Here is a 16,916-nt window from a genome sequence, read left to right on the forward strand (position 1 = left end):
CGGCCATCATGGCCCTGCAATCAGTGCCCCTAGGTGCGTAGGAGGATGAGCATGTCACGTAAGCACAACAAACGCGGCAACAAGAACAAGGGTAAGAAGGAAAAGAGGAATGCGCGGGCCTCGAAGGTGGCGACTGACGGGGCTCTGCCTGACATCCAGGATGACGAGGACACGCTCGAGGACGAGGAGTCCACGACCTCCAGCGAAAAGCCCAAGAGAGGTCGCACGTCCAAGAGGCACAAGGAGTCCACGGACGACCATGAGGACAATGCGCCAAAGCGGAGCAAGCGATCCAAAAAGTCCGGGAAGTCCGAGGAAGACTCTCAGGACGAAGGGTCCAAGGACAAGGGACGTAAGAACGCTCCTCGCAGCAAGGGCAAGGGGTCTTCCCAGACCTCCCATAGGGGTTCCGCAGGCACCAGGTCATCCAGGTCGCCCCGTACGATTGGCCGTCGCCAGGGTCTCACGACCACCTCGTGGGTCTGGATTGCCATTGCCTGCGCACTTGTGGGCATGCTGTTCGGCCGCTTCGTGCTCACGCGCATTACCGGCGGCGTGATTGACGGCTCCCTCTCTGGCAAGACCACGGTCACCGCCGATCAGCTCAATACGGTCATGGGCACCTACACGTACAAGGGCCAGACCTACAACATCACGGCGCAGGACGTGCTCGATACCACTTCCAGCCAGAACCAGGCCAATGCCGATGGCACCTACAACCTGCCCTCCGCCGATGGCGTCCTCGCCGTCGCGCGTACGCAGATTCTCACGAAGGCGGCAGACGATCAGGGCATCACTGTCTCCGATGACGAGCTGAGCCAGTTTGCCCAGCAACATGCCGGCACCTCCGACTTCGACCAGATCGCCTCCAACTTCGGCATCTCGGCCGATAAGGTAAAACAGGAGGTTGCTGATACCGCCAAGATAGACAAGCTGCGCGACTCCGTGGTTACTACCACCGTGCCCGATGCGCCCACGGCCCCCACCGAGCCCTCCGATGGCAACAAGGATGCCACGAGCAAGGAGTATGCGGACTACATCATCAACCTTGCGGGTAGCGAGTGGGATGCGAATGCAGGTACCTGGGCCGCTACGGATGGTCCCTACGCCTCGGCCCTGGCCAACTACACCGTCACGCCCGACTCCGCCAGCTATAACGCTGCGTGGGCTGCCTATGTGGTTGCCTCGCAGAAGTACCAGGCAGCCGCTCAGCAGGCCTCCCAGGGCTGGACGAACTACGTCAACAGCCAGCTGGCGCAGGCCAACCTCCAGCTGGGCACCTTGGTGATCTAGTCGCCCTGCCACGGTGCCGCGCATGCGCGCGTTGGTGAGCAGATGCCTCTTGGGCAGCGCCTGCCGTTACGATGGTGGGGCGAAGCCCGTGCCCGAGGTGAAGGAGCTCTGTGGGAAAGTCGACGCCGTGGGAATCTGTCCCGAGCTTGCCTCGGGGCTTCCCATACCCAGGCCTCCCGCCGAGCAGCGCGGCGGACGCGTCATGCTCGAAGACGGCAGGGATGTCACGGAGGACTTCGAGCGGGGTGCGCATCTCTCTCTGGAGCGGGCACGCCAAGAGGGCATCTGCGCCGCGGCGGCACCTCTCGCCGTTCTGAAGGCGAAGAGCCCCTCCTGCGGCGTGGATGTGATTTACGATGGTTCCTACACTGGCACGCTGACGCGGGGAGACGGGCTGCTCGCACGTCTCCTGAGGGAGGAGGGATTCTGCGTGGTCACCGAGGATCTCGTCAAGAGCTGCAAGCCGTCCGTCGAGCATCCCGTCGCCATCGTCTTGGGGACGGGCCTTGGGCACCTCAAGAGTCTGGTCAAGCCTGTGCGTCGCATCGACTATCACGATATCGAGGGCTTCCCCACAAACGCCATGCCCGTGAGCGGTCATTGCTTCGAGGCCACGGTCGGCACGGTGGACGACGTCCCGGTGGTGGTCTATCCGGGGCGCATCCACCTGTATCAGGGCTATAGCGCCGCGGAGGTCACGTCCCTCGTGCGCCATGCGCACCACCTGGGCTGCCGTGACATCATCTTTGCCTGTGCCACGGGAGCCGTCCCGGGCAACGCCAGCCTGGGCCTGGGCATACTCTCCGACCAGGTCAACCTCACGGGACGCAATCCCCTTGCCGAATGGGAGGGGGAGCGCGACGTGAAGACGCCCTTTGTGGACATGAAGGATGCCTATACGCCCTATCTGCGCACGCTGGCTCGTGGCGTGGCGGACGACCTGGGCATCGCGGTGGAGGAGGGCGTCTATGCGGGCGTCCTGGGACCGTGCTTCGAGACGCCGGCCGAGGTGGCCCTGATGCGGCAGCTGGGCGTCTCATATGTGGGCATGTCTACGGTCAACGAGGTCATCATGGCCCATGCCCTGGATATGCACGTGCTGGGGCTCACGCTCGCAGCCAACGCATCCGGTGCGCCGGGGACATCGCACGAGTCGGTGCGCGCAGGGGCACAGCACCATGCGGACAGCTTCGAGCGGCTGGTGCGCGGCGTGCTGCGTCTGCTCTAGGGCGCCCGCGTGAGAAGGATGACACCTCGCTCGCCATCCCTCCCAGAGCGCGTTGGCCGTTTCCATCTTGTATCGTTGAGTGTGCAATTACCGATTGGTGCTAGGCTAGGAGCGTTACCATCCACCATTCGATGACAGGGGAGCAATCATGTCTGGCGGCTCTCTGTGCGCTCGCCCTCTTGACCGTCGCTCCCTGCTGGGCGCTGCACTGGGCCTGGGACTTCTCGCACCAGCCCTGGCAGGCTGCAGCAGCCCATTCGACCAGATCGAGCGTGTCATCGGACTCAAGAGGGCCCCCCTCTACGTGTTGACGGGTTACAAGAGTACATCGAGCGGTTTCTCCGTTGGGACGTCTGATGTCACCGTCGACCTTACCCTAGATGAGCATGGGAACGTCATGCAACGTACGACCGACTTCACTGATCCAGAGGGGACGGAGGATGACAGTGGTGGCATACAGCGCATGCTGTCCACCTACACGCGTGACGAGAACGGATGGGTGACCTCCGTGGAGTCGACCTATACGTTGACCACCGCAGGAGGCTCGAGCGGCTCGTCGACCTCGAGGAAGGATTCGCAGAGGAGCACCACTGACAGTTCGAGTAGCGATGTGACGTACGAGTTCAACGGCGATGGCCAGCCGTACAGGCTGACGCACACCACATACGGGAACGCTAACGACCAGGATGGCACGTCCTCTGAGACGACCTATGAGTACGACGACGGTGTCATCACGAAGGTGACAAACACGTCAGGATCCTCGTCCGACGAGAGCGGACAGTCGAGATCTGTCACCGACTACAACGAGCAGGGTTTCCCCACGCGGAGCAAATACACCTTTACGCGGAGGAAGGGATCAGGAAGCACCTCGTTGAGCACCTATACGTACCAGATGGATGACGATGGTGTGATAACGGGGGCGCACGTGGAGCTAACGTCCGATGCTTCGGGAAGCAGCCCATCGACGCCGAGCCCCTCCGCCTACGAGGATGCGTACACATACGACGACAACGGCAACCTCGTTCAGTGCGAGAGAACCGCCGAGATGGACGTGGACGTCTATGGAACCGTTGACACAGGGGCGAAGCGGCGGCCGGTCACAAGGACCACCAGCACGACCTACACATACACGCTCATCGACGACCCCTCACCCGCAGCGGTGTTTGACTCCTTGCTCGTGACCGTGTAGCCATCACATTCGTGTGTCAGCGATTGGAGCAGAGCATGTCCACCAGCAGTCCCGTCCCTCACTTCGGTGCCCACTCCCTGAGCAGGCGTGCGCTTCTGTCATCGGCTGCAGGCGGCACGCTGGCAGCACTCTCCGCCTGCAGCAATCCCTTGGGATTCACATCCCCTGACAGCTCGGGCGATGGGGGGCTCGGGGTTCTGGCACCCAAGCATCAGCCCATCTTTGTGACGGCATCACGCAAGCACACGGACTCCTCGGGACTGGATTCGGATGTCACGTACGAGCTGGATGATCATGGCAATATGATTTCCGCGAGCGGCACACGAAGCGACCACAAACGCGATGAGAATGGCAAGTCAACTCAGGAAGTAGAGGAATACTCGTTCACAACCACCTTTGCTGTGGACGAGAATGGCTGGACCACCGACTGGGAGACCACGGGCGATACCGACGAGCACTCAGGCAAGGGTCACTATGACCTCGAGTTCAATGATGATGGGACCCTGGCAAGGCGGGTGGCGACGAATCCCGATGATGGTACGGAAGTATCCACGGTCGAGTACGAGTACGATGCCGACGGCAACCTCACCAAGGAGACAACGACGTCCTCATCCAAGGACGGCTCATCCACATACGTATCCACGATGCTGTTCAACACGGATGGTTTCGTGACCGAGACGGATGACGAGGGGGACGGCTTCACCTCCACGTCCACGTATGAGTATGAGACGGATGATGACGGCGTCGTGACGGCTGCGAACATCTCGAACGACTACGGGCAAGGCGACCCGCTGCGCTCTCGCCTCGAGTTCGAGTATGACGACGACGGTAACATCTCCAAGGTGACAACCAAGATGGAGTCCTTTACCGGTACGTCGAGCGGCGGCAAGACATCGTATCACGCCACGGGGGATTCCGAGTACACCTATCAGTGGATAACCGACCCCTCCGATGCCGCCGTGCTCGGTGCATCAACCCGACCCATTCGGTAGATTCGAGGACGGCGCTTGCATTCGTAGCGATGGTTCATATAGAATCTGTGCCGCATCTGCGGGTGTGCTGGGGATGCCAGCTTAGCTCAGTTGGTAGAGCATCGCTCTCGTAAAGCGGGGGTCATCAGTTCGAGTCTGATAGCTGGCTCCAGAAGATGCAGAGGCCGGGGCTTCGTTGTCCCGGCCTTCCTCATTGATGGCGTCCGCGAGCTTGTCTCGGGTCATGGGTCTCCTTCGCTGTCGCGTGTGCGAGCACGCCGGGGTTTCCTGTCATGTGGGTACCAATCGTTGCATGTGGGTGTCAATCGATTCATGTGGGTGTCTTTCTCCCGAAAGTCACCCACAAAACCGCACATATGTTCGTCGGCCTGTCAAGTGAGACATTTTTAGCAGAGCTCGCCAGCCCCTAGATAGCTAAGCCAGGGGCTGGCTTCCAAACCCTTTGGGCTCTCATCTTCCTGCGTGTCCTCATAGCGGATAAAAAGATCTATCCAGCTTCGGATGCTTCACATGCGATCCACTCACATATTCGCGGGTCTTCGGTTATACACTGAGCCGCACTACGATGCTTTCGGTATAGATGGAGCCGCATGACCACCGCATAAGGTGATCTGTCAGGTCTCACACATGACCCCTTTGGCTGCGTGTGCGGTTTTCGCGGGTCATCTTCACGCATCGATGATAAGAATGCTCGAAAGGATGTGGCTCTGTCAGTGGCAGGCCTAGGCCATGGAGCCTATCCCAGACTCCACCTTAAGCCCAATTACCCAAATCCAACAAGCAAGCTCGCGCACCACCGCCACTCTTGCGACGTTGGGATGTTTGCCTGAATCAACAAGCTCGTCAAAGCGGGACTTGAGACGTCTGTTGGCCTTACGGGCAAGTCGCCCAATCTCAGGCGACACCCCACACGTACGCACATGCCTCTTGGTATAGTCCTTCCTTCTGCAGATGGATGCAGGACCCTCAATAAGCAAGCGGCGCAGAAGGGTCGGCCCTTCCCTGGGGATGTGCCCGGGGCTGCATCTTGGGCCACCTGAGCGATCGGTTGCAGAACATCCTATCCACCGAGAGACCTTCCTGCCTGAGCTAAAGCGAGAAAGGCTCCCAAACTCGGCTGCCGCAGGAAGAGCAGTGGCACTGCCTATACCCAAGGGCAAAGAAATCGCATCAACATAAGGTGCCCAGCGCAAAGACTGACGGAGTCCCTCTACACTCTCTTTGAAGGCAGCACGGCTCTCTTCTAAGGCGCAGAGCCCTCCAGGCATGAGTTTCGGTGTGAGACTTGCGCCCTCACATCCCAGATCACAGCTTGCGACCCAGGCTCTGTAGGTCGCAGTATGAGTTGACTTCAATCTTCCTGAGGAGGTCCTCTCGTTCCAAACGCAGCCATGTCTAAGAAGAAAGGCTGCTATCCTGCGCCTCCGTGAGCTTACAAGAGTAGCCGGGGATGTGTACGCTCTCACGAGGTCACGTGCCCCTTCGGTCTCACGATCAGGAATCCAGACGTAGGAAATGTCACTTGCGGGACTGGGCATCTCTCTCAAGAGTATCGATGCGTCATTGCGATCGTTTTTGTGCCGGTTGTTCTTCGGGGACTTAGGAATGCTTGTTGCCGCAGCAATGTCACAGCTGAAGCCTGCAGCCTTCAGTGTGCGAGCAAGCTCATGGCCCGTACAGCCCGACTCGTACGCAAGGCGCACGGGCTGAGGTAGCTTCCCCAGCCACTCAAGAAGGTCCAAGACCATAGTAGAGCCACGAAGGCAGTGCTCCTTTACCTCTCCCGAAGTGACAACAGGCGCCTTGCACACGATACTCCTGGCGTGAACGTCCATTCCTACCTGCGTGGTATGCTCCCTCATGAAGGCCCCCTTTCTTCTCTTTGTGACCCTGGCTGAGGTTTGATGGTCTCATGCTGGCTCACGACTCAGGAGACAAGGGGGCTGTCTTGCTTTGGAGGAGACAGCCCACCAGCCTCTAAGCCGATGAACATATCGTCAGGTCGAGGGAAGCCAAGCCGGGAGATTAGCACCCACACGCGGCAGATGGCACCCACACGCGGCGGATCGCACCCACACGGATCGATCGGGACCCACACGGCGCCACAGGGGAGCTCCTGTCGCCACAAGATGCCAACGTGGCCCGCACGCGGTGCGCTGCCCCGTCTTCTCTGGGCCCCGCTCCTCCTCACGATCCTTCGTGCCCGTGGTCACGCTCACCCACGGCTAACCCCGCGCTCGTCGAATACTGCCCAAAAGCTCCCACTTTATTGCGAGACTGTGTCTGGGCATGCACGACGTGTGCATCGCATCTCGTTGGGCAATGAAGGGATATGACATGGCCATGAATCTGTCTCGTAGGAACTTCCTGGGCGCTGCCGCCGCCTCGGCCACCACACTTGGCCTTGCTGCCTGTGGCGGCTCCAATGCCGGCGACTCTGGCTCGGGTGGTTCTGGCACCGACGCCGTCGGTGCGGACGAGAGTCTCAGGTCTGCCGCGCAGAACGAGGGCAGCCTCGTGGTCTATGGCTCCTGCGAGGAGGAGTACCTGGCCGCCGCCTGCGAGCACTTCCAGGAGCTCTATGGCATCCAGACGCAGTACCAGCGCCTTTCCACGGGCGAGGTCCAGGCCAAGGTCGAGGAGGAGAACGGCAACCCCTCCGGTGACGTCTGGTTCGGGGGCACCACCGACCCATACAACGTTGCGTCCGGCAAGGGCCTGCTCGAGAAGTACGAGCCCACAAACGCCTCGCACCTCATCGCGGACACCTTCAGGTCCACCGAGGGCGACTGGTACGGCATCTACAAGGGCATCCTAGGCATCATGTACAACAAGGAGGAGATCGACCGTCTGGGCATAGACGTCCCTGCCGACTACGCCGATCTCACGGATGCCACGTACAAGGGTCTCATCTGGTCATCCAACTACAACACGTCTGGTACGGCCAAGCTGCTCATCAACACCATCATCCAGAAGTACGGCCACGATGCGGGCATCCAGTACCTGGTGGACCTCGACAAGAACATCGCCCAGTACACCAAGAGCGGCTCCGGTCCCTCCAAGTCCATCGGCATCGGTGAGTGCACCATCGGCATCGGCATGCTGCATGACGGCATCTACCAGATCGCCGACAAGGGCTATGACAACATCGGCCTCGTCATCCCATCCTCTGGCGCCTCCTATGAGGTGGGCGCCACGGCCATCTTCAGGGGTGCCCAGCATGAGAGCGCGGCCAAGCTCTGGGTGGAGTATGCGCTCTCGCCCGCATGCGTCAACCTGGCGGCGCAGAATGGCTCCTACCAGTTCCTGGTCATTGACAATGCCACGCAGCCCAAGCTTGCCGACGAGTACGGTCTCGACCCTGACAACGTGATGGACTACGATTTCGATGACGCCAAGGACAACACCGAGCAGTACGTCTCTGACGTCATGGCCGCCCTCGGCGGCGGTGACGACCGCTTCAAGACCGAGTAACGCCACCGCTCGCATATGCACCCCGGGAGCATGTCAGGGCGGACGGGCACGTCCCGTCCGCTCGCTCGTTGCAGGGCGTGATCGCAGGAAGGATCGCCGCATGGCCACAAACCAAGGAGCCAGGCTCGATCGCAGGAAGCTGATGGCCGACCCCATCATGGTCACCACCATCGTCGTCCTCATCGCCTTCCTGACGCTGTTCATCCTCTATCCGCTGGCCATCCTGCTGGTGGACTCGTTCGTCACCGACAGGGGCATCACCCTCGACGTGTTCGCGCGGGTGCTCGCCCTGCCATCGTTCGACACGGCCATCACCAACACGCTGTCGGTGGGCTTCTGCGTGAGCGTCGTCTCGGCGCTGGTGGGACTGCTCTTTGCCTACGTTGAGGTGTACGTGCGACTCGGGGGCAGGTTCATGGCAGGGCTCTTCAGGGTGGTCTCCATCCTGCCGGTGGTCTCCCCTCCCTTCGTGCTCTCGCTTTCCATGATCCTGCTCTTTGGCAAGTCGGGCCTCATCACCCGTGGCCTTTTGGGCATCCCCGACAACAACATCTATGGCTTCTGGGGCATCTTCGTGGTGCAGAGCCTCACGTTCTTCCCGGTGTGCTACATGATGCTCAAGGGCCTGCTCAAGAACATCGATCCCTCCCTCGAGGAGGCCGCCCGCGACATGGGGGCCTCGCGCTGGAAGGTCTTCACCTCCGTCACCCTGCCGCTCATCCTGCCCGGTCTGGGCAACGCGTTTCTGGTGACCTTCATCGAGTCCATCGCCGACTTCGCCAACCCCATGATCATCGGTGGCTCCTACGACACGCTGGCGACCACCATCTACCTGCAGATCACGGGAGCCTACGACAAGGAGGGCGCTGCGGCCATGGCCGTCGTCCTCCTGTGCATCACCCTGCTCATGTTCGTCGTCCAGAAGTACGTGCTCGAGGCCAGGAGCACCTCCACGCTCTCCGGCAAGGCCTCGCGCGCCCGCATGCTCATCACGGACGCCTCCGTGCGGCTGCCACTCTCCATCCTCTGTGGCGCCGTGGCCCTGTTCGTGGTGGTCATGTATGCCTGCGTGCCGCTTGGGGCCCTCTTCAAGACCTGGGGACGCGACTACTCGCTCACCACCAAGTGGTTTGGCCTCGTGTTCTCGCGCTACCATGGCCTGCAGGCGTTCCGTGACTCCTTCCTGCTCTCGTTCGTGTCGGCACCCATCACCGCCCTGCTCTCCATGATCATCTCCTACCTGGTGGTCAAGCGAAGCTTCCGCTCCAAGGGCTTCATCGAGGCGGTGTCGATGCTCGCGATGGCCGTACCCGGCACCGTGCTGGGCGTGGGCTACATCCGCGGCTTCTCGGGAGGCCTCTTCCATACGGGGGTCATGAAGGGACTCTATGGCTCGGCGGCCATCCTGGTCATCGTCTTCATCGTGCGCTCGCTGCCCACCGGCACGCGCTCGGGCATCTCGGCCCTGCGCCAGATCGACAAGTCCATCGAGGAGTCCGCCTACGACATGGGCGCCGACAGCTTCACGGTGTTCATGACCGTCACCCTGCCGCTCATCAAGGACTCGTTCCTCTCCGGCCTCGTGACCGCCTTCGTGCGCTCCATCACGGCCATCTCGGCCATCATCCTGCTCGTGACGCCCCAGTTCCTGCTCATCACGGTGCAGATCAACGAGTTCGCCGGCAAGGGGGACTACGGTGTCGCCTGCGCCTTCTCCACCATCCTGATCGTCATCACCTATGCCGCCGTCCTGCTCATGAACCTCATCATCGGGCGCTTTGGCACCAGTACCGCAACCTCCAAGGAGGAATAGTTCCATGGCCAAGGAGAAGAAGAGCGTGCGTCTGGAGCACGTGTCCAAGATCTACCAGGATCCCAAGACCGGCAAGGACTTCTATGCGGTCCACGACGCCACCATCACCATCGAGCCGGGCTCGTTCGTGTGCCTGCTGGGTCCCTCGGGCTGTGGCAAGACCACGATCCTGCGCATGATCGCCGGCTTCGAATCGCCGGACGAGGGCGAGATCTACATGGACAGCGAGCCCATCAACGGCCTGACGCCCAACAAGCGCGACACGGCCATGGTGTTCCAGAGCTATGCCCTGCTGCCTCAATACAACATCTTCGACAACGTCGCCTATGGCCTCAAGCTGCGCAAGATGCCCAAGGACGTCATCCGCGAGAAGGTTGCCGACATCCTGCACCTCGTGGGACTGGACGGCATGGAGGACCGCATGACCAACCAGCTCTCAGGGGGCCAGCAGCAGCGCGTGGCCCTCGCCCGCGCGCTGGTGATCGAGCCGGGCGTGCTCCTGTTCGACGAGCCGCTCTCCAACCTCGACGCCAAGCTGCGCGTGAGCATGCGTACCGAGGTCCGCCGCATCCAGCAGGAGGCGGGCATCACGGCCATCTATGTCACGCACGACCAGTCGGAGGCCATGGCCATCTCCGACGACATCATCATCATGAGGGGCGGCGTCGTGGAGCAGGTCGGCGATCCCCACGCGGTGTATGACCGTCCCGCCAACGAGTTCGTGGCCGACTTCATCGGCGAGTCCAACTTCCTGCGGGGCAGGGTTTCGGCGGCAGAGGGCACAGGCGGTGTGGTTGCCGTGGAGGATCAGGCCATCGAGGTGGCCGACCTCAATGGTGCCCAGGAGGGTCAGGACGTGACGCTGGTGCTGCGCCCCGAGGCCGCACACTTGGCCGACGAGGGTGTGCTGCCAGGCACGGTGACGCTCTCGCGCTTCATGGGCGCCTACCAGAACTATCAGGTCACGTGCGGCGACCACCTCGTGAGGGTGACGGAGTACGACACCAAGAGCAAGCACATCTACGGGGTGGGAGATGCGGCCTGCGTCACGTTTGGCCCGAGCGACGTGCACGTGCTCCCCGTCACCACCTCGTAGTCGCCTCGCCGGGCGGGTGTGCCAGGGCCGAGAGCCCGCCATGGGTGTCTTGGGCAGCGGCGGGAGCGCATGACCCCTTGGAAGCCGCCCCCAGCACCTCGGATCGCGCCGTGCACATGCGATGCCATCATCGGGGTATGCTGGCGGGAAGACGGGGAAGGGAGTGCGGTGATGCAGGAAGAGGGCATCGAGGGCGTTGCGCGGCGCTCGCATGTGATGGGCAGCCGTGCCACGGAATCCGTGCTGGCCAGGTTGCTTGCGCTCATGTCCGATGCCGCGGTGCTGTTTGATGACGCGGGACGCATAGCCCTCACCAACGATGCCGCGGAGCATCTCTTCGTGCATGGCGGCGGGTCGGAAAGCCTGATTGGCACCGATGTGCGGGCCATCTTCCCCCCTGCGGTGGGCGTTGCTCCCCGGACTCCCTTTCACCTCTCCGAGCTGCCCTTCACGGTGGATGGACAGCGCAACGCCCTCACGTGCCTAGGGAGGGATGGCACCTCGGTCGACTTTGACATCCGCTGTGAGCACCTGAACGCGGGCGCCTTCCTGCTCGTGGCACACGTGGCCGATGCCCTGCAGGCAGCCCAGGCAGAGCATGACCGCTTGGTGGGCGAGCTCTCCCGGGCAAACCAACGCCTTGCGGGCACGCTCGGCATCGTCTTGGACACCCTTGGGGCCCAGGACATCCCCACGCTCTTCGGACACGTGCTCGAGGAGATCACCCAGACCATGGAGGCCACGGGCACCATCCTCTACGTGGTGGGAAGGGAGGGCTATCACCTGCGCGGCCGTAGCTCGTCGCTCGAGGGCGTCCCGGTGTCTCCCTATGTGCCGCTCGGCCGTTCCATCGAAACGCTGTCCGTACGGGTGGGCACGGCCCTCATGCTACGGGTGCTCGCGCCTCATCGGGACGACCTCAGGCAGGGGAGCGTTGCCTATCGGGACGTGGTGGATGAGACCACGCGCGAGACACATCGCGTGCGTGCCGCGACCCTGCCGCCATTCACGAGCCTCATGGCGGTTCCCATCTGGTTCGGCGGTCATGTCATCGCCCTGTTCGAGGTCGGTTGGGAGCGTGTGCACCCTATGCGTTGCGAGGATGCCGAGCTGCTCGATGCCGTGGCACAGTATCTCTCCGTGCAGTTGGCGGGGGCGCTCCAGACCATGCGTACGCGTCGCGAGATGCATCTCGACAGCGTCGCCTCGTCTATCCGCGAGATGCTCATGGAGGATGAGGGCACGTCGGAGCGGGAAGTCCTCTCCTGTCTCGCCCATGCGTGCGAGGAGCTGGGGGGCACCATCCTTCAGCCCCTTGTGGAAGGTGAGGACGGTCTGCTTTCCGCGGACCTTTCCGAACTGGGGGTCGTGCACGTCGATGGCGCGCTGCTGGGGGAGGCGGCTCCTGCCGTCATGGTCGTGGAGCCCGAGAGCCCCCTTGGAGAGCAGGTGAATGTGGCCGACATGCCAACGGCCCTCATCGATCTTGGTGTGCTCTGGGGCGCACGCAGGGTGTTCCTGCTTGCAAGGCCCCAGGGCAGCGAGCCCTTCATGGAGGTGGAGCGGGCATTTCTTGGGACGGTCGCCCACGACATCCACGAGCTGGTGCTGGGCGGCGAGGCGCAGCGTCAGAACAGGCACATCGCGCAGGCCCTGCAGACGGGCATGCGCAACGAGCTCCAACAGGTGGATGGCATCACGGCGCAGGGCATCTACAGCTCTGCGACGGCGACGGCCGTCATTGGCGGGGACTTCTACGACCTCATCCGCCTGCCCGACCAGCGTGCCTGCGTGATCATGGGCGACGTGTCTGGCAAGGGTGTGGAGGCGGCTTCGGTCTCTGCCGCCGTGAAGACCGCGCTCGGCGCCTACGCCTGGCAGGGCCTCTCGCCAGCGCATATGGTGAGGCTGCTCAATGAGTTTCTGCTGGGCTTCTCGCGCGTCGAGACGTTTGCGACGCTCTTTGTGGGCATCATCGACCTCAAGGGGGCGGCGCTCGCGTACTGCTCGGCGGGGCATCCCCCGGCGCTGCTCGTGCGCGGCGACTCGGGTGAGCTGGAAGGTCTGGACGTGCAGTCAGGCGTGGTGGGGGCGTTCCACGACATGGTGTATCGGGACGGCCAGATGAGCCTGCGACCGGGTGATGCGCTGCTGCTCTATACCGATGGCACCACAGAGGCGCGCGCCCCGAGCGGCGCGTTCTTCGGGGAGGATGGCCTGCGCGATGCCGTCATGACCCAGGAGCCCAAGGGATTCGATGGCCTGCTCGACCGCCTGCTTGCCACGCTTGACGACTTCACGGGGCGCACCTTGGATGACGACGTCGCCATGGTCGCCCTGCGCTTTGATGACGTGGGGGGATAGCCGTCGTGACGGGGCGGACGCCAGACGCATTCCGCCTGGCTCACACGTTCTCTGATAGATGCTCTCCATGATGGGGAACAAGCACCGTATGGAACGTTCCACCAACATCGCACTCGTTCCCGTGGAGGGGGACGTTGACGTCACGACCGCCCCGTGCCTGCGCCGCATGGTGGATGCCCTGGTAGCGGGGGGGTGTCGACGCATCGTGCTCAACATGGCCGACGTGGGCTATATCGACTCCGCGGGCGTGGGGCTGCTTTTGGGGGAGATGCGCGCCATCCGCTCGCTGGGGGGTCTGCTCTCCATCGTCAATGCGAGTCCCTGCGTGATGCATACGCTGCGCATCTGTCGTCTGGTTGACCTCATGCCCGTCTCATGGGTGGGGGAGCGTCGCACGATCGAGGAGCTTGATCCCTCTGCCGAGCCCCTCTGGCGCTGCTCCCTGCGCGTCAACCCCATGGACATGCTCGCAACGCGTGCGGGTGTCAGACGGCGCCTCTCCCATGTTGGCCTTACGCCCGATGAGCTCTTTGACCTTACGCTTGCGGTGGGAGAGGCCATGGGCAATGCCGTTGACCATGCCTGTTGCGAGTGCTCCGCCATCTCCATGGCATGCTACTCGGATCGTGTGGTGGTGGACGTCACGGACTGCGGCTGTGGGTTTGACGCGCGGGAGGTGGCCGCCCGTCCCCACGACGACGTCGAGCGGGGTCGTGGCATCAGGCTCATGCGCCTGCTGACCGATTCGGTGACCATCGCGCGGCGGCCCAGTGGCACGGGGACCATCGTGCGCCTGGTCAAGCTGCTGGGGCAGACGTCCCTGCGGTAAGGGATGCCTTGCATGCGGCACACTGACGGGAGGCTGGCTGCCGACGATGGGACGGGAGATGAGAGAGGGCGACTGCTCACGCAGCCGCCCGACACGTTCTTGGAGGCGAGACCCGGATTCGAACCGGGGATAAAGGCTTTGCAGGCCTCTGCCTTACCACTTGGCCATCTCGCCATGTAACCATATGAAAAAGGCCGAATGAATCCGGCCGGTGCATCGCATGGAGCGGGCTACGGGGTTCGAACCCGCGACCTCCACCTTGGCAAGGTGGCGCGCTACCAACTGCGCCAAGCCCGCGAATGCGAGGAATAATATACGTGAGCCACGATGGCGATGCAAGCCTGAATTGCAAAAAGTTGGGAAACATTTCGTCCCATGCTGTCGAACATGCCACTGTACCTGGCCGGATGGTATGAGAAATTACTATGGGAGCGGGAGGGTGCCCCAGGGCATGGGCTATGCTGGAATCGAGAGAAATGCATACATCCCTGCGAGTATTTCCGGAGGCCCATGCTTACCAGCATCCTGACCCTTCTTGCCCTCATGCTCATCGTGCGTCTCGTGGCCTTTGCCATCCACTGGCTGTGGGCATGGCTCGGACGCGGCAAGGACCTGGCCCATGCGGTTGACCACAAGCGTCTCTCCGAGGAGGCGGTTGCCACCCATCTGAACGGTGAGCGCCTGGCGCGCAGCCAAATCCAAGAAGTGTGGCGCGCGGTCGTCGCGGAGCGCGAGTACTATCTGGACTCCCTGTACTTCGGATGGTATCAGGTGGTGTATCTCTTTCTGATCGGTTCCGTGAGCGGCCTTGTGCTCGAGGAGGCCTGGATGTATGTGACGGCCGGCCTCACGCAGAGCCGTGTGGGGCTGGTGTGGGGGCCGTTCTCGCCGCTGTATGGGGTGGGGACGGTACTGCTGACCCTCGTCGCCTTCCGCCTGCGTCGTCGGCATGCCAACCTGGCCACGATCTTTCTCGTGTGCATGGTGGTTGGTGGTGTGCTGGAGCAGGTCACGGGCTGGGGCATGGACCACTTCTTCCATGCGCAGTCGTGGACGTACCTTGCCGAGCCCGACCATATCACACAGTGGGTTGCCTGGCGCTTCCTCTTCTTCTGGGGGGCGTTGGGACTCATCTGGACGAAGCTGATCATGCCCGAGATGCTGTTTCGCATCGGCGAGCCCACCACCGTCAGGCAAGTCGTCTTCGTCAGCCTGCTTGCGCTCTACCTTGCGCTGGACATCTTCATGACGCTCATGGCCTTTCAGCAGCGTGCGGCACGCTATGAGGGCAGGGAGCCACGCAACCAGCTTGAGGAGTGGGTGAGCGACCACTACACGGATTCGTGGATGGCGAGCCGCTTCCAGAATATGGTGATGAGCGGTGACTAGTCAGGCGGCTGGTGCGGATGTCGGTGCCGTGGGCGCATCCGTGCATGGGGCATACCTGGACTATGCCGCGGCGACACCCATGGATCCTGCCGTTGTCGAGGCCATGCTGCCGTGGCTTACGGAGCGATTCTGGAACCCCTCGGCACCGTATGCCCATGCGCGTGAGGCCAAGCGCGCGCTCGAGGAGGCGCGCACGACGCTTGCCCGGGCCATTGGTGCGCGTGCGGATGGGCTGACCCTCACCGCAGGCGCCACCGAGGCCAACAACCTTGCCGTGGCTGCAGCCGATGGGGTCGTGGTCACGGATGCGGCAGAGCATGAGAGCGTGCTGGCGTGCGCCGGTGCACGGCCCCATACGCTTGTGGGCGTGGATGCGCGCTGCCGTGTGGACATGGGTGCCGTCGAGCGCGCCATCACGCCCGAGGTGGGGCTTGTCTCGGTGGGGCTTGCCAATGGCGAAGTGGGCACGGTGCAGCCCATACGGGAGCTCTCCCAGATGGTCGGCCGCGAGCGCGCGCGTCGGCTTGCGGCGGGGGAGCGGCGTCCCATCTGGTTACATGTGGATGCGTCCCAGGCAGCGGGCCATCTCTCGGTGAACGTGGGCTCGCTCGGTGCGGATCTCATGACCCTCTCGGCAGCCAAGGCCTATGGACCAAAGCAAGTCGGCCTGCTGTGGAGCAGTGACGACGTGCGCCTGCGCCCACTTGTGCTGGGCGGCGGCCAGGAGGGTGGCGTGCGCTCCGGTACGGAGAACGTGGCGGGCGTCGTGGCCTTTGCGCGAGCCCTCGAGCTTGCCGAGGAGATGCGAGGCGTGGAGTCCCGTCGTCTGGCGGGCCTGCGCGATGGGCTGGAGAGCACGCTGATGCGGGCGTTTCCCTGGGCGTGGGTGGCCGGCCCGCGCAGGGGCAAGGGCCGCCTGCCGGGGCTGCTGCACATCAGCTTCCCCCGCCTGGATGCGCGCCGCCTGGTCATCCTGCTCGAGCGTCGGGGCGTGAGCGTGGGGACGGGCTCTGCCTGCGCCGCCAGCAGGATGCGCGTGAGCCACGTGCTCGCGGCCATGGGCGTGCCTGAGGAGGTCGCCGCAGGGAGCTTGCGCATCACTCTCGGTCGGCCCACCACCGAGGCCGAGGTGGCCTATGCCGCCCAGTGCATCACTGAGGTCGTGCGGGATGAGGCGGGACGTCTGGGGCGCTCCGAGAGCGGGCTGCCATGTGGAGGAGGGCACCGGTGAGTGGAGGACAGAAGGTCT

At 62.9% G+C, this 16,916-nt stretch carries 12 protein-coding genes and 3 tRNA genes; 12 read left to right on the forward strand and 3 right to left on the reverse strand.

Going from position 1 to position 16,916, the window contains the following annotated elements:
• Positions 1-51: 51 nt before the first annotated feature.
• The 5 genes from J2S71_RS07305 to J2S71_RS07325 all read left to right on the forward strand — a co-directional run bounded on the left by J2S71_RS07305 (position 52) and on the right by J2S71_RS07325 (position 4,853).
• Positions 52-1,293 (forward strand): SurA N-terminal domain-containing protein, encoded by a 1,242-nt coding sequence (locus J2S71_RS07305; RefSeq protein ID WP_307390288.1) that lies wholly within the window; start codon positions 52-54, stop codon positions 1,291-1,293.
• A gap of 22 nt (positions 1,294-1,315) precedes the next feature.
• Positions 1,316-2,521, forward strand: coding sequence for a purine-nucleoside phosphorylase (locus tag J2S71_RS07310; RefSeq protein ID WP_307390291.1), 1,206 nt, complete (start codon positions 1,316-1,318; stop codon positions 2,519-2,521).
• Positions 2,522-2,669: 148 nt separating this feature from the next.
• Complete coding sequence (locus tag J2S71_RS07315; protein WP_307390294.1) at positions 2,670-3,710, forward strand: hypothetical protein; 1,041 nt, start codon at positions 2,670-2,672, stop codon at positions 3,708-3,710.
• A 35-nt stretch (positions 3,711-3,745) separates the two neighbouring features.
• Positions 3,746-4,702 carry a hypothetical protein gene (locus J2S71_RS07320; RefSeq protein WP_307390297.1) on the forward strand — a complete coding sequence of 319 codons (957 nt, stop codon included), beginning with the start codon at positions 3,746-3,748 and terminating at the stop codon, positions 4,700-4,702.
• A 75-nt stretch (positions 4,703-4,777) separates the two neighbouring features.
• Positions 4,778-4,853 (forward strand) — tRNA-Thr (locus tag J2S71_RS07325).
• A gap of 571 nt (positions 4,854-5,424) precedes the next feature.
• Here J2S71_RS07325 and J2S71_RS12310 read toward each other — a convergent pair.
• Entirely contained in the window at positions 5,425-6,564 is a 1,140-nt protein-coding gene (locus J2S71_RS12310; RefSeq protein WP_370873206.1) for a transposase, read from the reverse strand.
• Positions 6,565-7,039: 475 nt separating this feature from the next.
• On the opposite strand from J2S71_RS12310, the gene J2S71_RS07330 reads away from it, so the two are divergent.
• The 5 genes from J2S71_RS07330 (at position 7,040) to J2S71_RS07350 (ending at position 14,278) form a co-directional block, all read left to right on the forward strand.
• Positions 7,040-8,176, forward strand: a complete 1,137-nt coding sequence (locus J2S71_RS07330; RefSeq protein WP_307390300.1) for an extracellular solute-binding protein — start codon at positions 7,040-7,042, stop codon at positions 8,174-8,176.
• Positions 8,177-8,276: 100 nt separating this feature from the next.
• On the forward strand, positions 8,277-9,989 hold the full coding sequence (locus J2S71_RS07335) for an ABC transporter permease (RefSeq protein ID WP_307390303.1): 1,713 nt from the start codon (positions 8,277-8,279) through the stop codon (positions 9,987-9,989).
• 4 nt (positions 9,990-9,993) lie between these two features.
• Entirely contained in the window at positions 9,994-11,085 is a 1,092-nt protein-coding gene (locus J2S71_RS07340; RefSeq protein ID WP_021726417.1) for an ABC transporter ATP-binding protein, read from the forward strand.
• A gap of 171 nt (positions 11,086-11,256) precedes the next feature.
• On the forward strand, positions 11,257-13,449 hold the full coding sequence (locus J2S71_RS07345; RefSeq protein WP_307390308.1) for a GAF domain-containing SpoIIE family protein phosphatase: 2,193 nt from the start codon (positions 11,257-11,259) through the stop codon (positions 13,447-13,449).
• A 67-nt stretch (positions 13,450-13,516) separates the two neighbouring features.
• Positions 13,517-14,278: an anti-sigma factor antagonist gene (locus J2S71_RS07350; protein ID WP_307390311.1), complete on the forward strand. Its 762-nt coding sequence runs from the start codon at positions 13,517-13,519 to the stop codon at positions 14,276-14,278.
• Between the two features lie 100 nt (positions 14,279-14,378).
• On the opposite strand, the gene J2S71_RS07355 is transcribed toward J2S71_RS07350, so the two are convergent.
• Positions 14,379-14,452: transfer RNA gene (locus J2S71_RS07355), tRNA-Cys, on the reverse strand.
• Positions 14,453-14,499: 47 nt separating this feature from the next.
• Positions 14,500-14,575: transfer RNA gene (locus J2S71_RS07360), tRNA-Gly, on the reverse strand.
• 213 nt (positions 14,576-14,788) lie between these two features.
• On the opposite strand from J2S71_RS07360, the gene J2S71_RS07365 reads away from it, so the two are divergent.
• A complete protein-coding gene (locus J2S71_RS07365; protein ID WP_307390314.1) occupies positions 14,789-15,667 on the forward strand; it encodes a putative ABC transporter permease in 879 nt (292 codons plus the stop codon).
• Positions 15,660-16,898 (forward strand): cysteine desulfurase family protein, encoded by a 1,239-nt coding sequence (locus tag J2S71_RS07370; RefSeq protein ID WP_021726422.1) that lies wholly within the window; start codon positions 15,660-15,662, stop codon positions 16,896-16,898. The genes J2S71_RS07365 and J2S71_RS07370 overlap by 8 nt, the downstream gene beginning before the upstream one ends.
• The last annotated feature ends 18 nt before the right edge of the window (positions 16,899-16,916 follow it).

Source organism: Olsenella profusa DSM 13989, assembly GCF_030811115.1.
Taxonomy (GTDB): Bacteria; Actinomycetota; Coriobacteriia; order Coriobacteriales; family Atopobiaceae; genus Olsenella_F; species Olsenella_F profusa.